Below are 13,306 nucleotides of genomic sequence, written 5' to 3'. Positions count from 1 at the left end.
GCCCATGGACGGAATTTTCCTTGAACCCTGGCTGCCTCCCCCCGGGCCCGACCTGGCCCGCCTGGCCATGGAGGCGGCCGACGAGGCCGGCCTCGCGCGGCTGGATTCCTGGCCGGAATTCCGCAAAGGGGGCATCGCCTTCGGGGACCTGCCCCCCTTTCTCGCCTGGCACGGCGTCCAGGGCGGGCACCACCTGATCCTGGTGCAGCCCCGGGAGGTGGGGGCCCTGGTTCCGGGCGCCCGGCCCCCGGGGCTGCCGGAAAGGTGGCTGGAGGATCTGGACCTGGAGGCCCTGGCCGGACCCCTGGCCCGGCACCCCGCCTTTGACGGCGGGGCCTCCGTCCACGTGGCGAGGGTCCTGGGCCCCGGCCGGGTGCGGGTGCGCACGCGGGGGGAGGCCCCCGGGGAGCTGGTGGCCCAGGTCCTGGAGCGGATCAGCTCCGTCCGGGGGTGGACCCTGCGGTGAGCGCCAGCCGGCCGACCCGGGTGAGGCAGGAGATCGTGGAGGCCACCGCGATGATGATCAGGATCGTGGCCACGATGCCGTCCGCGGCCCCGGCCAGGTCCCGGGTGTGCCCCAGGTCCCGCAGGGCGCCCAGGGCCCGGGCGATCTCAGGCCGGCGCTCCTGGATGGCCATCAGGCAGAGGCCCGCGGAGAAGGCGTCGGCCAGGATGCCGTAGATGAGCCGTATCTTCACCAGGTGGGGCTTGGCCAGGCACAGGGCCCCCACCGCGACGCCCGAGAGCGTGAGCGCCAGCACCGGCCAGAACAGCTGGGCGTGGAGCCCGGTCCAGAGGGGGCCGGCCGCATGCACCGCGCCCATGCGCGAGGACCAGGCGATGGGCAGGCGCCGGAAGCCCTCCACCCACCACGCCGCGAAGAGCAGCCCGAAGACGACCTCGGCGAAGGACCCGGACCTGGGGACGGGCTTCGGGCCCTGCTTGAGCAGGGGCGGGAGCTTCAGGGGGTCCCATGCCCGCGCGGAATCCTTGCCGCCCACCAGGATGAATACGAGCGTTATGCAGCCCAGGGCGAACAGGGCCGAGAACGCGAAGGAACCCAGGGCCTCCGCCATGGAAGCCAGGGGGTGGGCCGACAGGAAGGCCGAGGGCACCGCGATGACGGCGTGGAGCGGCAGGAGGATCCATACGAGGACGACCTTCACCACGAACCGGTAGAGCATGGAGAGGGCGGGGTCCAGCAGGGGCTTCTCCTGCAGGTACTGGCCGGCCACCTGGAGGGGGTTGCCCACCTTCGCCAGCAGCGCGGCCGTCTCGGCCTCGTCCAGGGGACGCCCCAGCGCCGCTTCGCGGTCCTCCTTCCGGCAGCGGAGGTCCTCGGCCAGTTCGGCGGCGATGTCCTGCTGGCTGGCCCGGGGCAGCCAGAACCGCACGGCCTGCACGTAGCGTTCGATCAAGTCCATGTCCATGCTCCTCAGAGGATCTGCTCAAGGGATAGGCCGATGCCGCGCCATTCCTCGATGAGCAGGGCCAGCGTGGCCGCGCCCTCGGGGGAGAGGCGGTAGAAGCGCTTGTTGCGTTTTTCCTCCTCCCGCCACTCGCTGAGGAGGAGACCCTGGGTCTCCAGGCGGCGCAGGAGGGGGTAGAGGGTGCTTTCGTCCAGTTCCAGGCCGTGGTCGGCCAGGGACTTGCGGAGCGTGTAGCCGTAGCGCTCCGAGCGGAGTTCCGCCAGGACCGCCAGCACGAGGCTGCCCCGGCGCAATTCGAGCCGCAGGTTTTCGAAGACGTCTGGGTTCATGGCCTCACACTGTGCGGCATATGCCGTTCGACACATAGTGTGTGTCACACAGTATGGTCTGTCAACCCCCTTGCGGCTTCAGGGTTTCCCGAGGGCCTCCAGGGCGGAGAACGTCAGCGCCAGGACGCCCGTGCGCAGGGTTCCCGGCATGGCGGGGGCGAACCCGGCCGAGTGCAGGGAAGGCAGGGGCGTGCCCGCCTCCTTCGCGGCCTTGAAGCGGGCCGGGTCCACCGTGCCGAAGCGGAGCAGGGCCGAGGGGATCCCGGCGGCCTTCCCGAATTCCCCGAAGTCCTCGGAGACCATGTCGGGCCGGCCCGGTGCGACGGCGTCCGGGCCCAGTTCCGCCGCGAGCCGGGCCGCGAGCCTGCGGGTGAAGTCGGGGTCGTTCCAGGTGGCGGGCATGGTCTCGCCCAGGTCCAGCAGGGGTTCGCGGGGGGCGCCGGCGGCCAGGGCCTCGCCCTTGGCCACCCGCGCGATGCCCGCCAGGAGCCGGGCCTGCACCTTCGGGTCGTAGCTCCGCACCGTCATGAGCAGGGTGACCTCGTCGGGGATGACGTTGGTCTTGGTGCCGCCGTTGATGGCGCCCACGGTGAGCACCGCGGGCTCCAGGGGATCCTTCTCCCGCGAGACCAGGGTCTGCAGGGCCAGGACGGTGCGGGCCGCCAGGACGACGGGGTCGACCGCGGCCTCGGGCCTGGCGCCGTGGCCGCCCCGGCCGTAGAGGGTCAGGGATCCGGAATTCACCGCGGCCATGGTGTAGCCGGCCACATAGCCCACACTGCCCGTGGGCAGGTCCGGCGAGTCGTGCAGGGCGATGGCGAAGGACGGCCTGGGGAACCGGGCCAGGAGGCCGTCCCTGAGCATCGCCTTGGCGCCCTCGCCGAGCTCCTCCGAAGGCTGGCCCACCATCAGGACCGTGCCCCGCCACTGGTCCCGGTGCCGGGCCAGGAGCGACGCCGTGCCCGCCCACACCGCCATGTGCGCGTCGTGGCCGCAGGCGTGCATGACGCCCTTGGCCTCGCTGGCGTAGGGGAGGCCCGTATTCTCCACCACCGGCAGCGCGTCCAGCTCCGTGCGCAGCAGCACCACGGGGCCCGTGCCGTTGCGCAGGACGCCCACGACCCCGCCGCCCACCGCCGCGACCTCGTAGCCCTCCTGCCGGAGGAGTTCGCCCATGCGCGCCGCGGTGCGGGTCTCGTGGCCGGACAGCTCGGGATGGCGGTGCAGATCCTGGTAGAGGGTCTCCAGCCGGGGCAGCATCCCCTCGAGGTCCGCCCGGACCGGCGGGACCGTCTGGGCGGAGGCGAGAACGGTCCAGGCGAGGGCCGGAAGAAGCCGGGGGTGGATGAGCATGGGAACTCCAGGGGGTCCGCGGTTTTTGGAAGGGCCTGGGACCAGCATACCTCCCCCCGGCCGGTCGTCGGGCGAGGGTTGACATGCGCGAACCCGAGGCCTAGATTGACTCCGCGTCGGCAAGAACCTTAGAACATTCCTAATTAGACCTTTATCCAAAAGCGATTGGCTGTCGCGTCCCATGGGGCGAATGGCGGATCTCCGTTCCTGAAAGGGCGGGTCATGCTCTTGCACTTCGAGGGCCTCGAGCCCTCAACCGGGAATTGTATGAACAGTCTCCAGCGTTCTTCCGCCCGGACGGGATTCCCGCCGGTCCTGGCGGCGAAGGTCCTCCGGATGCTGGATGACATCCGGACCCTCGAATCGGTCGAGGAAGCCGGAACGCACGCATTCCGCAAGGCTTCGCGTGAACTCCTGGGCCGATACCCCGAGGTGGTGTCGGCCCTTCACGCGCGGGGCCTGGGGGACCGTCTCCGGGCGGGGGGCGCGCCCGTCTGAAGCATCCGGTTTCAACCTTCCTGATCCGGGAGGGTCAGTAGACATTCCTTCCACCTTTGAAAGGACTGTCCATGCCGGCTCGCGGTCACCTCGGAACGAAGGCCCTCGACATTCTCCGGCGCCTCGGCATGGCGGCGATCCTTGCCGCCTCGCCCCTGGGCGCCGCCCCCCGTCAGGACGAAGCCGACCAGGTGGACCGGTACCTCGGCTCGCAGATGGAACGGCTCAGGATTCCGGGCATGGCGGTCGCCGTGGTCCGGGGAGGGCGCATCGTCCTGCTCCGGCACTACGGGAAGGCCAGCGTGGAGTTCAACGTTCCCGTCACGGATGAGACCGTCTTCTCGATCAATTCGGTGACCAAGGCCTTCACCGGCGTCGCGGCCCTTCGGCTGGTGGAACGGGGCCGCCTCGACCTCTCCGCCCCCGCCGGGCAGTACCTGTCCGGTCTGCCGGAAACGTGGCGCAAGGTCACGATCCGCCAACTCCTCAGCCATATGTCCGGCCTGCCCGACATCATGCGCGCCCCAACCGTAGAGACCGACGCACAGGCGGCTTGGGCCTGGGTCCAGACGCGCCCGGTCCTTTTCACGCCCGGCGACCGCTTCCACTATTGCCAGACCAACTACACCCTTATCCAGCGCATCCTGAACCAGCTCGAGGGGCGGGCGCCGGACGCGCCGCTGGCCGAAGAACAGTTCCGGATCGCGGGGATGGAGCATACGGCCTACGGCGATGCCTATTCCGTCATCGCAAACCGGGCGCCGACGTACCGGTGGAACCCGAACGGTCCGATGATCGCGGGCTACCGCGCCCCCTCCGCCCCGGCACCCGCCACCCTGGCCGCCACCTCCGAGCGGTTCCTTCCCTTCCGAAGGGCCTCGTCCGGCCTGAACGCCACCGCCCAGGACCTGGCGCGCTGGGTGATCGCGCTCCAGGATCACCGGTTGCTGAAGGAGGAAAGCCTGGAAACGCTCTGGACACCCGTGGCCTTCAGGGATGGGCGGCCCGGCAAGTGGGGCCTGGGCATGGAGGTGCTCGGACGCGGGACGCACCGGGCCGCGGGCATGACCGGCGGAGGCCGCGCCGCCTTCTCCATCTATCCGGAGGACGGCGTGGCCGTGGTCATCCTGACCAACCTCGCGGGCGCCTATCCCGAGGACATGGTCGACAAGGTCGCCTCCATTTTTGCGCCAGGCCTGCGGCTTTCGGGCGTGCCCGCCCTTCGGATCCTTCTGGAGGAGCAGGGTTATGACCAGATCAACGCCATCGCGGCCGGGATCGAGCGTGCGGACCCGGCCCTCGTCTGGTCCGAACCGGAATTGAACGACTGGGGCTACCGCCTCCTCAGCATGGGCCGGGCCCCCCAGGCGCTGGCGGTGTTCAAGCTGACCGCCGACCGTTTTCCGGGAAGCGCCAATGCCCACGACAGCCTGGCCCAGGCCTTCCGGGTCAACGGCGACCATGCCTCGGCGGCGATTCACTACCGCCGCGTCCTGGCGCTGGATCCGGGCAACGCCGAAGCCGTCCGCGTCCTGAAGGAAATCGCGCCCTAGAGCCGGATCACGAGCTCGCAGAGCCTCGCCGCGTAGGCCACCTCGTTGTCGTGCCAGCCGCAGACCTTCACCATGCGCCCGCCCACCACGCGGGTGAGGTCCGGGTCCATGACCACGCTCTCCTCCCGGCCGGTGAAGTCCCGGCTCACCAGGCCGCCCTCGCTCACGGCGAGGATGCCCCGGAGGCGCACGCGGGAAGCCTCGTCGAAGGCGTCGTTCAGTTCTTCGGAAGTGACGTCCCGGGACAGGATGGCGGTGAGGTCGACGAGGTTGACGTTGAGGCAGGGCACGCGCAGGGCCCAGCCGTCGAAGCCCGCCGGCAGGTGGGGCAGGGCGGCCCGCAGGGCGCCGAAGGCGCTGCTGGTGGTGGGGATGATGCTCATGAAGGCGGCCCGGGCGCGGCGCAGGTCCTTGTGGGGGAGGTCCAGGAGGCGCTGGTCGTTGGTGGCCACGTGGACCGTGCTCATGCTGGCGCTCTCCAGGCCGAAGGCCTTCTCCAGGACGTCCAGGATGGGGGCCGTGGCGTGGGCGGTGCAGCTGGCGTTGGAGATGACCCGGTGGCGCTCCGGATCCAGGAGGTGGCCGTTGAAGGGGTGGATCACGGTGAAATCGGCGTCGGGGCTCGGGGCCGAGATGACCACGTGGCGCACGGGGCCCTGCAGGTGCCGGGCGGCGCCCTCCCGCGTGGCGAAGCGGCCCGAGGCCTCCACGACCACGCGCGCGCGGTGGGCGCCGAAGGGGATCCGGGCGGGGTCGGTCTCGTGGAAGAGGGGATACTCCTTGCCCTCCATGACGAGGAAGTCCTGGTCGCCCTTGCGAAGGCCGAGCACCACGGGATGGTCGTCCCCGTGGATGGAGTCGAAGCGCAGGAGATGCACCACGGTCTCCAGGTCGGCGGGGTCGTTCAGGGCGCAGAGGCGGTGGGGGCGCTGCAGGGCCAGGCGGCGCGCGGCCAGCCTTCCGATGCGTCCGAGTCCGTTGATGGCGATCATCGGGCCAGCTCCAGGCAGAGGTCCCGCAGGCGCGCGGCGTAGGCGGTCTCGTTGTCGTACCAGGCGAAGACCTTCACGAAGCGGGGGGCGTGGACGCGGGTGAGGTACGGGTCCAGGATGCAGCTCGCCTCGCGGCCGCGCAGGTCCACGCTCACCAGGGGGGCCTCCAGGATCTCCACCAGGCCGGGGCGGGCGGCGGCGGCGCCACGGATGGCGGCGTGGACGGACTCCAGGTCCGCATCCCTGCCCAGGCGCACGCCCAGGTCGACGATGCTCACGTCCGGGGTGGGGACCCGCACGGCCAGGGCGTCGAACCGGCCCAGGGTCCACGGCAGCACCTCGCCCAGGCACCGGGCGGCCTCCGAGGGCGCGGGGATCATGCTCATGCTCGCGGCCCGCGCCATGCGCAGATCGGGGTGGGGCAGGTCCAGGATGCGCTGGTCGTTGCCGTAGCTCTCCACGGCCGTGGCAAGGCCGGCCTCCACGCCGAAGGCGCCGTCCAGGGCCCGCACCAGGTGGGCCAGGGCGTGGGTGGCGGGGCATGCCGCGCTGAGCACCGCCTCCCGGGACCGGTTCACGCCCACGACGACCGTGGCGTCGGCATCCGGGGACGGGGCGCTGATGACCACGTGGCGGACGGAGCCGCGCAGGTGCCCCGCGGCCTGCGCGCGGCGGGTGAAGCGCCCCGAGCACTCCAGCACCACCTCGGCGCCCAGGTCGCCGAAGGGGGTCAGGGAGGGGTCCACGGCCGCGGACAGGGGCACCCGCAGGCCGTCCAGGAGGAGGTGCCCGTCCCCGGCGGCGACGGGGAAGGGCGCCTTCCCGTGCACGGAGTCGTAGGTCACCAGGTGGGCCAGGGTGGCGGCGTCGGCGGGGTCGTTCACCCCCACGAGCTCGAGGCCCGGTTCCAGGTGGATCCGGCGCAGCACCTGGCGTCCGATGCGGCCCAGACCGTTGATGGCGATGCGCATTCGATTCCCCAGAATGGGGAGAGCCGGCAGGGGGTTCCCGCCGGCTCTCATCCGGTCCCGTCAGCGGCCTACTTCTTCGCGACGACCTTGGCCATCTCCAGCACCTTGCAGGAATAGCCCCACTCGTTGTCGTACCAGGCGACCACCTTCACGAAGGTGGGATCCAGCACGATGCTCGCGTCGGCGTCGAAGGTGGAGGTGCAGCTCTCGCCCCGGAAGTCCGTGGAGACGACCTTGTCGGTGGTGTAGGCCAGGACGCCCTTGAGGGGGCCGTCGGCGGCGGCCTTCATGGCCTTGCAGATGTCCTCCATGCTCGCGGGCTTTTCCAGTTCGCAGGTGAGGTCCACCACCGAGACGTCGGAGGTGGGCACGCGGAAGGCCATGCCCGTGAGCTTCTTGTTGAGGGAGGGGATGACCTTGCCCACGGCCTTGGCGGCGCCGGTGGAGCTGGGGATGATGTTCTCCAGGATGCCGCGGCCCCCGCGCCAGTCCTTCTTGGAGGGGCCGTCGACGGTCTTCTGGGTGGCGGTGGCGGCGTGCACGGTGGTCATGAGGCCGCGCTTGATGCCGAAGGAATCGTGCAGCACCTTGGCCACGGGGGCCAGGCAGTTGGTGGTGCAGCTGGCGTTGGAGATGATTGCCTGGCCGTCGTAGGAATCGTGGTTGACGCCGTAGACGAACATGGGGGTGTCGTCCTTCGAGGGGGCGCTGAGGATGACCTTGCTGGCGCCGGCCTTCAGGTGCGCGCTGGCGGTCTCCTTGTCCAGGAACAGGCCCGTGGACTCGATGACGATCTCCGCCCCCACCTCGTTCCACTTGAGGTTCGCGGGATCCTTCTCCTGGGTGAGGCGGATCTTCCTGCCGTTGACCACGAGGGTGTTCCCGTCGACCTTGATTTCGCCCTGGAAGCGGCCATGCACGGAGTCGTACTGGAGCATGTAGGCGAGGTACTCGGGCTCGAGGAGATCGTTGATCCCCACGATCTCCAGGTCCGGAAAATGTTTCACGGCCGCGCGAAACACCATCCGGCCGATTCGCCCGAACCCGTTGATCCCGATCTTAGTCATGCTGGCCTCCTGACCGCGTTTGGCCGAAGGGGACCCAGCCTGCAAGCCGTGGGATCCCGCTCAGCAGTTGACAGCAGGATACCGCAATGCGCCCAGATGTTGTTCAAGCTTCTTGGAGAGCGTGTTCCGGTGCATGCCCAGCTTGCGCGCGGCGGCGCTCTGGTTGCCGTTGTGGGCCTCCAGGACCCTCTCAAGGTAGATGCGCTCCATTTCCCGCTTCGCGATCTCGAGGGGGATGTCCATCCGAACGAGCTCGGCGATCAGTTCCTCCATCATGTGGCGCATCGGGGCGGCTCCAAGGGGTAGCCCAAAAAAATAGCACCTCGGATTGCGCGTGGACAGGCGAATTTACTTCGATCATGGCGCCTGCGCTGCGGAAAAACCTGTGGAATACTTGTGGAAACACCGGAGGTCTTCGTGCGCAAAACCAAGATTGTGGTCACGATGGGACCGGCCCTGGCGGAGAGTGGACGACTGCGCGGGGCGCTCGAAGTCGCCGACGCGGTCCGTCTCAACGCGAGCCACGGCGACCTGGCGGGGCGCCTGGAGGCGCTGGCCGAAATCCGGCGGATCTCGGGCGAGATCGGGCGGCGCGTGCCGGTCCTGCTGGATCTCCAGGGGCCCAAGTGGCGCGTGGGCGCCATGGCGGCCCCCGTGGAGCTGGCGGTGGGCACCATCGGCGCCTTCCACCCCGAAGGGGAGGGGCCGGGCACCGGCCCCGGAGGCGCGGCCTGGGCGGTTCCGCTGCCCCATCCCGAGCTGTTCCTGGGCGCCAAGGCCGGCCAGCGCTGGATCCTGGACGACGGCAACCTCGAAGTGGAGGTGACCGAGGTGCGGCCCCGGCTCGTGGTGGCCCGGGTCAAGGTGGGCGGGCTTCTCAAGCCCCGGAAGGGCGTCCATCCCATCGGGCTGGACGTGGCCTTCGATCCCCTGACTCCCAAGGATCTGGTGGACATCCGCTGGGGCGTGGACAACGGCGTCGACCTGTTCGCCCAGAGCTTCGTCCGGCGCGCCGGGGACGTGCGGGCCCTGGAGGCCGTCATCAAGGGCATGGGCGGCGCCCAGCCCATCATCGCCAAGATCGAGCACCCCGCGGCCCTGGACAACCTGCACGAGATCCTCGACGTGTCCTGGGGCGTGATGGTGGCCCGGGGCGACCTGGGCGTGGAGCTGGGGGTGGAGCGCGTCCCCAACCTGCAGAAGCACATCATCGCCTCGGCGCGCCACGCCCTCAAGCCCGTGATCACCGCCACCCAGATGCTGGAGAGCATGATCGAGAATCCCCAGCCCACGAGGGCCGAGGCCTCGGACGTGGCCAACGCCATCTGGGACGGCACGGACGCCGTGATGCTGAGCGCCGAGAGCGCCGTCGGGAAGTTCCCCGTGGACGCCATCCAGTGGCTGGCGCGCATCGCCGAGGACGCCGACGCCCACTTCCGGCCCCGCCTGGGCCGGACGGAGGACGCCCTCGCGCAGCGCCTTTCCTCGCGCACCGACGTGGCCGTGGCGTTCGCCGCGTGCCGCACCGCCCAGGAGATCGCCGCCAGCTTCATCGTGGTCTTCACCGAGGGCGGCGGCAGCGCCCGCATGGTGAGCCGGCTCGCGGGGGACGTCCCCGTGGTGGGCGTCACCATGGACCTGGGCAACGCCCGGCGCATGGGCGTCATGCGCGGCGTGCAGTCCCTCCTGCTGCCCAAGGCCCAGTCCGCCGACGACGCCATGGCCACCGTGGAGAAGGAGCTGCTGAAGTCCTTCGGCGCCGCCCGCGGGGAGAAGGTGGTCTTCACGCTCGGGCTGCCCCTCTACCAGGAGGGCTCCACCAATTCGCTCAAGGTCATCGAGCTGTGAAGGGCCTCCTGGGGTTCTTCGGCATGAGCCTCGGGGGCGCCCTGGGGTGGTGGCTGGGCGGACTCCACGGCATCACCCTGGCCGTCCTGGTCAGCTCCGTGGGCAGCGGCCTGGGCCTCTACTACACGCGCAAGCTCGCCGAACGGTACCTCGAGTGATCAGCGCCGGACTTCCAGTCCGTCCAGGAGCCTGAAGGCCTCCGCCTCGGTGACCCGCTCCACCAGGAGCCATTCGCCAGCGCCGGCGTCCGCCCACAGGCTGCCGGAGCCGAACCAGCCCCGCCTGCCGCCCCTGCCCTGGAGCAGGCGCACCGGGATCGCGGGGCCCGGCCGGGGCGCCGCGGTCACCCGGTGGCGGCCGTCCAGTGCCAGGCGCCCGCCCCGCCAGGTCCAGGAGGCCCCCTCCGCCCGCAGGGCGAGGCCCTGGCCGAAGGCGGTGTCGCCCTGCACCCGCACCGCGTCCGCCCAGGGGGCCTCGGGAACCCAGGTGCCGTCCTGGAAGGTCGAGGCCGCGTTCTCCCATCCCACCGCGCCCAGGTCGGCCAGGTCGGTGGTGCCGAGCTTGAGGCGGAAGGCCGAGGCCGGGACCATGTCGAAGGTGGGGTCCACCGGGAACCACCGCGCACCGATGCGGGCCTCCACCCAGAAATGCAGCCCCATGCCGTCGCCCATGGCCACCCACCCCACCACGCCCCGGGCCGGCACGCCCAGGCGGCGCAGGAGCGCCACTTCCAGGACGCCATGCTCGGTGCAGTCGCCGCGGGGATTGCGGGCCACCTCCTGGGCGGATGCGAAGCCCACGGTGTAGTCCTTGTCCCGGATCCAGTCGTAGACGAAGGCGGTCACCCGCCTGACCAGCTCGGCGCGGGTGGCGCCGGGGGGCGGATCCAGGCGCTTCAGGAGGCCGTCGAAGACGGGATCCCCGAACTGCGCCAGCGGGGTCGCGGCGAGGAAGGGCCGGTCCTCTTCCGCAGGGGCGCCCTTCACGGGCGGTTCGGCCAGTTCCGCCCCCGTCAGGGGCGCGGCGCGGGACAGGAGGAAGCGGTTGCCCCCCTGGGGCCGCTGCTGGGCGTCCGCGGGGAGGTCCAGGGTCCCCTTGCCCTCCCAGCGCACCGCCACCTCCCGCACCCACGGGAGGAACGGGTGGGGGGGAAGCGCCTTGAGGGTGGGCTCGAAGAAGGCCTTGTCCCCCTTGGTGGCGGGCTGGGCGGGCAGATCCTCCCGCTGGGAGACCATGACGATGCCGGCGAAGGATCCCACCGACTTGAGGTCGCCCTCCTGGGGGGAGATCCACATTTCCATGTCCTGGGCCATCGGCCCCTCGGAGGCCTTGCCCCGGAACCTAACCGCCCCGGGGTACCCCGGCAGGGGATCGGGTCCCACCGGCTCCAGGTCCAGGGCGGAGGGCTGCTGGGTGGAGACGTTGAAGCTATTCACGTGGATGGGGCGCCGCTCCGCGGCCGCGGCCTTCAGGAGGTCGTCCACGTCCCCGGGCCAGAGGACGGTGCCCGGCGGCAGGTCCACGGTGCGGGAGGGGAGGTTCCGGTAGGCCAGCTGGAGCTTCCCGGGCGCCGCGGGGGACCAGGAGGCCTGGCCCTCCAGGGGCTCCTGGGAGAGGGAGATCCGGAAGGTGAACGTGATGGAACCGTCGGGACGCTTCAGGGCGGTCTCGGAGAGGTCCTGGACGATGGGCACGCCCATGCGCTCCAGCCGCGTCCACTCCCGGGACTCGATTCGGACCCCCTCGGGGCCGCGGGTGAGCTTGCGCACCGAGCCCCCGGCCTCCTGGCCCGCGATCCACTCCCGGAAGGTGTGCGTCTCGGTGGAAGGCGGGGCCGCCAGGAGGGCGGCGGCCAGGGTCAGGGCGAGGATCGGTCGGAAGGGGACGGCCATGGGGTGCTCCGTCCCCACGATAACCTACCTCGGGGCGCCGCCGGGGTGGCGCATCCGCATGCCTTCCATCCGCCCCAGGAGCCTGGCGGCCTTCTCGCGCTGCTCGGGGGTGAGGAGCGCGCGGATCTCCATGCGCTGGGCCCGGTGCTCCAGCAGCAGGTCCAGGTTGGCGTCGGCCTGGGCGCGGTGGAGGGGCCTGAGGTCCTCGGGCTTGGCCTCGGGGTTCTTCATGGCTTCGGAGAAGGCCTTGTGGGCGGTCTCGGCCTTGGCGCGCAGGGCCTCGAGGGCGGGGCGGTGCCTGGCCCTGATCTCCTTGACGGAGGCCTTCTGGGCTTCGGTGAGGCGAAGGGCGCGGTCGAAGCGCTCTTCCAGCCTGGGCAGGCGGTCCCCCATGCGGGGACGGGGGGCGGGCGCGTCCTGGGCCAGGGCCGGCGCCAGGCAGATTCCCAGGGCGAACGCAGCGGTTGCGAGTGTTCTCATGGCCTGCTCCTGATGGGTGTGGGATTTCCTTCCACAGCATATGGGACTCCCGGGGCGCCGGGAGGGTTTAATGGAGAGGATGATCCGCACCCATTCCGCCATCGTCCTGCGTCCCACCCCCTTCGAGGAGGGGGGGCTGGTGGTGTCGTTCCTCACCGAGCACGGGGAACGGCTGGTGGGCCTGGCCCGGGGGGCGAAAAAGCCCACCGCCAAGTGGGTCTCGAGCTTCGAGCCCCTGGGGCTGGTGAAGGTGAGCTTCTTCGGCAAGGAACACGCCGAGCTCAAGCGGGTCACGCGGTGCGAGCTGGTGCATTCGCCCATGACCCTGGGGCATCTGGAGTCCAGCCTGGTGGTGGCCTGCCTGGCGGACGTCTTCGACCGGGTGGCCCGGGAGGGCGTGGAGGACGACCGCCTCTTCCGGCTCCTGTCGGCCTGCGCGAGGTCCCTGAAGGACGTTCCGTCCCGGTCCATGGCCGTCCTCGCCTACGCGGAGCACTGGATGCTCCACCTCATGGGCCTGCTGCCCCACCCCCGGCTCTGCGGCCGCTGCGGAAACGGGGAGGCCCCCCTGGTGCTCTTCACCCAGGACCACGGCTGGTGCTGCGCGGCCTGCACGCCCGTGGACCGGCGGGAGGCCCTGCCTCCGGGCGCCCGGGAGCACCTGAAGCTCCTGCGCACCCTGCCCGCCGCCGAGGCCCCCGACCCCGAAGGCACCGAAGCCGCCCGGGCCGTAACCTGGATCCTCCGGGACCGCCTGCGGCGGGAGCTGGGCGGCCTGAAGAGCTACGAGGTGCTGGAGAAGCTCATCGTGTAGCATTCCCTGGGTCCACAGGGAAAGGCAGTTGACATTTTCCCCTTACTGGATAAATTACCCCTGTTCGGTTTCCGTTTGC

Annotated in this window: 15 protein-coding genes; 6 read left to right on the top strand and 9 right to left on the bottom strand. The window is 70.7% G+C overall.

From position 1 onward, the window contains the following. Positions 1–4 precede the first annotated feature (4 nt). Entirely contained in the window at positions 5–466 is a 462-nt protein-coding gene (locus tag ACZ5MC_RS14765; protein ID WP_306601269.1) for a hypothetical protein, read from the top strand. Here the strand turns inward: ACZ5MC_RS14765 and ACZ5MC_RS14760 are convergent. From ACZ5MC_RS14760 to ACZ5MC_RS14750, 3 genes are all read right to left on the bottom strand, one after another. Then, the gene (locus ACZ5MC_RS14760; protein WP_306601268.1) at positions 435–1,424 is read right to left on the bottom strand and encodes a hypothetical protein; all 990 of its coding nucleotides are present in this window, start codon (positions 1,422–1,424) and stop codon (positions 435–437) included. The genes ACZ5MC_RS14765 and ACZ5MC_RS14760 overlap by 32 nt on opposite strands. Positions 1,425–1,435: 11 nt before the next feature. Continuing rightward, positions 1,436–1,759: a PadR family transcriptional regulator gene (locus ACZ5MC_RS14755; protein WP_306601267.1), complete on the bottom strand. Its 324-nt coding sequence runs from the start codon at positions 1,757–1,759 to the stop codon at positions 1,436–1,438. A 78-nt stretch (positions 1,760–1,837) separates the two neighbouring features. Further along, positions 1,838–3,112 carry an amidohydrolase gene (locus ACZ5MC_RS14750; RefSeq protein WP_464516148.1) on the bottom strand — a complete coding sequence of 425 codons (1,275 nt, stop codon included), beginning with the start codon at positions 3,110–3,112 and terminating at the stop codon, positions 1,838–1,840. A 267-nt stretch (positions 3,113–3,379) separates the two neighbouring features. Here ACZ5MC_RS14750 and ACZ5MC_RS14745 point away from each other — a divergent pair, with 267 nt between their 5' ends. Then, positions 3,380–3,610 carry a hypothetical protein gene (locus tag ACZ5MC_RS14745; RefSeq protein ID WP_306601265.1) on the top strand — a complete coding sequence of 77 codons (231 nt, stop codon included), beginning with the start codon at positions 3,380–3,382 and terminating at the stop codon, positions 3,608–3,610. A gap of 71 nt (positions 3,611–3,681) precedes the next feature. Then, positions 3,682–5,163, top strand: coding sequence for a serine hydrolase domain-containing protein (locus ACZ5MC_RS14740; RefSeq protein WP_306601264.1), 1,482 nt, complete (start codon positions 3,682–3,684; stop codon positions 5,161–5,163). On the opposite strand, the gene ACZ5MC_RS14735 is transcribed toward ACZ5MC_RS14740, so the two are convergent. The 4 genes from ACZ5MC_RS14735 to ACZ5MC_RS14720 all read right to left on the bottom strand — a co-directional run bounded on the left by ACZ5MC_RS14735 (position 5,160) and on the right by ACZ5MC_RS14720 (position 8,478). Then, on the bottom strand, positions 5,160–6,155 hold the full coding sequence (locus tag ACZ5MC_RS14735) for a type I glyceraldehyde-3-phosphate dehydrogenase (RefSeq protein WP_306601263.1): 996 nt from the start codon (positions 6,153–6,155) through the stop codon (positions 5,160–5,162). The genes ACZ5MC_RS14740 and ACZ5MC_RS14735 overlap by 4 nt on opposite strands. Then, complete coding sequence (locus ACZ5MC_RS14730) at positions 6,152–7,126, bottom strand: type I glyceraldehyde-3-phosphate dehydrogenase (protein WP_306601262.1); 975 nt, start codon at positions 7,124–7,126, stop codon at positions 6,152–6,154. The genes ACZ5MC_RS14735 and ACZ5MC_RS14730 overlap by 4 nt, the downstream gene beginning before the upstream one ends. 68 nt (positions 7,127–7,194) lie before the next feature. Further along, a complete protein-coding gene (gene gap, locus ACZ5MC_RS14725; protein WP_306601261.1) occupies positions 7,195–8,193 on the bottom strand; it encodes a type I glyceraldehyde-3-phosphate dehydrogenase in 999 nt (332 codons plus the stop codon). Between the two features lie 60 nt (positions 8,194–8,253). Then, positions 8,254–8,478 (bottom strand): helix-turn-helix domain-containing protein, encoded by a 225-nt coding sequence (locus tag ACZ5MC_RS14720; protein WP_306601260.1) that lies wholly within the window; start codon positions 8,476–8,478, stop codon positions 8,254–8,256. Positions 8,479–8,610: 132 nt separating this feature from the next. On the opposite strand from ACZ5MC_RS14720, the gene pyk reads away from it, so the two are divergent. Both pyk and ACZ5MC_RS14710 read left to right on the top strand, forming a co-directional pair. Beyond that, the gene (pyk, locus tag ACZ5MC_RS14715) at positions 8,611–10,041 is read left to right on the top strand and encodes a pyruvate kinase (protein WP_306601259.1); all 1,431 of its coding nucleotides are present in this window, start codon (positions 8,611–8,613) and stop codon (positions 10,039–10,041) included. Continuing rightward, positions 10,038–10,199 (top strand): hypothetical protein, encoded by a 162-nt coding sequence (locus ACZ5MC_RS14710; protein WP_306601258.1) that lies wholly within the window; start codon positions 10,038–10,040, stop codon positions 10,197–10,199. Before pyk ends, ACZ5MC_RS14710 begins: the two co-directional genes overlap by 4 nt. On the opposite strand, the gene ACZ5MC_RS14705 is transcribed toward ACZ5MC_RS14710, so the two are convergent. Continuing rightward, positions 10,200–11,933: a transglutaminase-like domain-containing protein gene (locus tag ACZ5MC_RS14705; RefSeq protein ID WP_464516147.1), complete on the bottom strand. Its 1,734-nt coding sequence runs from the start codon at positions 11,931–11,933 to the stop codon at positions 10,200–10,202. It lies immediately after the preceding gene. A gap of 24 nt (positions 11,934–11,957) precedes the next feature. Then, the gene (locus ACZ5MC_RS14700; RefSeq protein ID WP_464516146.1) at positions 11,958–12,413 is read right to left on the bottom strand and encodes a Spy/CpxP family protein refolding chaperone; all 456 of its coding nucleotides are present in this window, start codon (positions 12,411–12,413) and stop codon (positions 11,958–11,960) included. 70 nt (positions 12,414–12,483) lie between these two features. Here ACZ5MC_RS14700 and recO point away from each other — a divergent pair, with 70 nt between their 5' ends. Next, positions 12,484–13,227 carry a DNA repair protein RecO gene (gene recO / locus ACZ5MC_RS14695; protein WP_464516145.1) on the top strand — a complete coding sequence of 248 codons (744 nt, stop codon included), beginning with the start codon at positions 12,484–12,486 and terminating at the stop codon, positions 13,225–13,227. Positions 13,228–13,306 lie beyond the last annotated feature (79 nt).

Source organism: Mesoterricola sp. JemC181 (assembly GCF_055384585.1).
This window is presented reverse-complemented; position numbering and strand designations above follow the sequence as displayed.

Excerpts from the sequence above, each read along its gene's own strand:
- recO (WP_464516145.1), top strand. The coding sequence starts at position 12,484 with ATGGAGAGGATGATCCGCACCCATTCCGCCATCGTCCTGCGTCCCACC.
- ACZ5MC_RS14735 (WP_306601263.1), bottom strand. The coding sequence starts at position 6,155 with ATGATCGCCATCAACGGACTCGGACGCATCGGAAGGCTGGCCGCGCGC.
- ACZ5MC_RS14745 (WP_306601265.1), top strand. The coding sequence starts at position 3,380 with ATGAACAGTCTCCAGCGTTCTTCCGCCCGGACGGGATTCCCGCCGGTC.
- ACZ5MC_RS14700 (WP_464516146.1), bottom strand. The coding sequence starts at position 12,413 with ATGAGAACACTCGCAACCGCTGCGTTCGCCCTGGGAATCTGCCTGGCG.
- ACZ5MC_RS14760 (WP_306601268.1), bottom strand. The coding sequence starts at position 1,424 with ATGGACTTGATCGAACGCTACGTGCAGGCCGTGCGGTTCTGGCTGCCC.
- ACZ5MC_RS14755 (WP_306601267.1), bottom strand. The coding sequence starts at position 1,759 with ATGAACCCAGACGTCTTCGAAAACCTGCGGCTCGAATTGCGCCGGGGC.
- ACZ5MC_RS14765 (WP_306601269.1), top strand. The coding sequence starts at position 5 with ATGGACGGAATTTTCCTTGAACCCTGGCTGCCTCCCCCCGGGCCCGAC.
- ACZ5MC_RS14730 (WP_306601262.1), bottom strand. The coding sequence starts at position 7,126 with ATGCGCATCGCCATCAACGGTCTGGGCCGCATCGGACGCCAGGTGCTG.
- ACZ5MC_RS14705 (WP_464516147.1), bottom strand. The coding sequence starts at position 11,933 with ATGGCCGTCCCCTTCCGACCGATCCTCGCCCTGACCCTGGCCGCCGCC.
- gap (WP_306601261.1), bottom strand. The coding sequence starts at position 8,193 with ATGACTAAGATCGGGATCAACGGGTTCGGGCGAATCGGCCGGATGGTG.
- ACZ5MC_RS14720 (WP_306601260.1), bottom strand. The coding sequence starts at position 8,478 with ATGCGCCACATGATGGAGGAACTGATCGCCGAGCTCGTTCGGATGGAC.
- ACZ5MC_RS14750 (WP_464516148.1), bottom strand. The coding sequence starts at position 3,112 with ATGCTCATCCACCCCCGGCTTCTTCCGGCCCTCGCCTGGACCGTTCTC.
- ACZ5MC_RS14740 (WP_306601264.1), top strand. The coding sequence starts at position 3,682 with ATGCCGGCTCGCGGTCACCTCGGAACGAAGGCCCTCGACATTCTCCGG.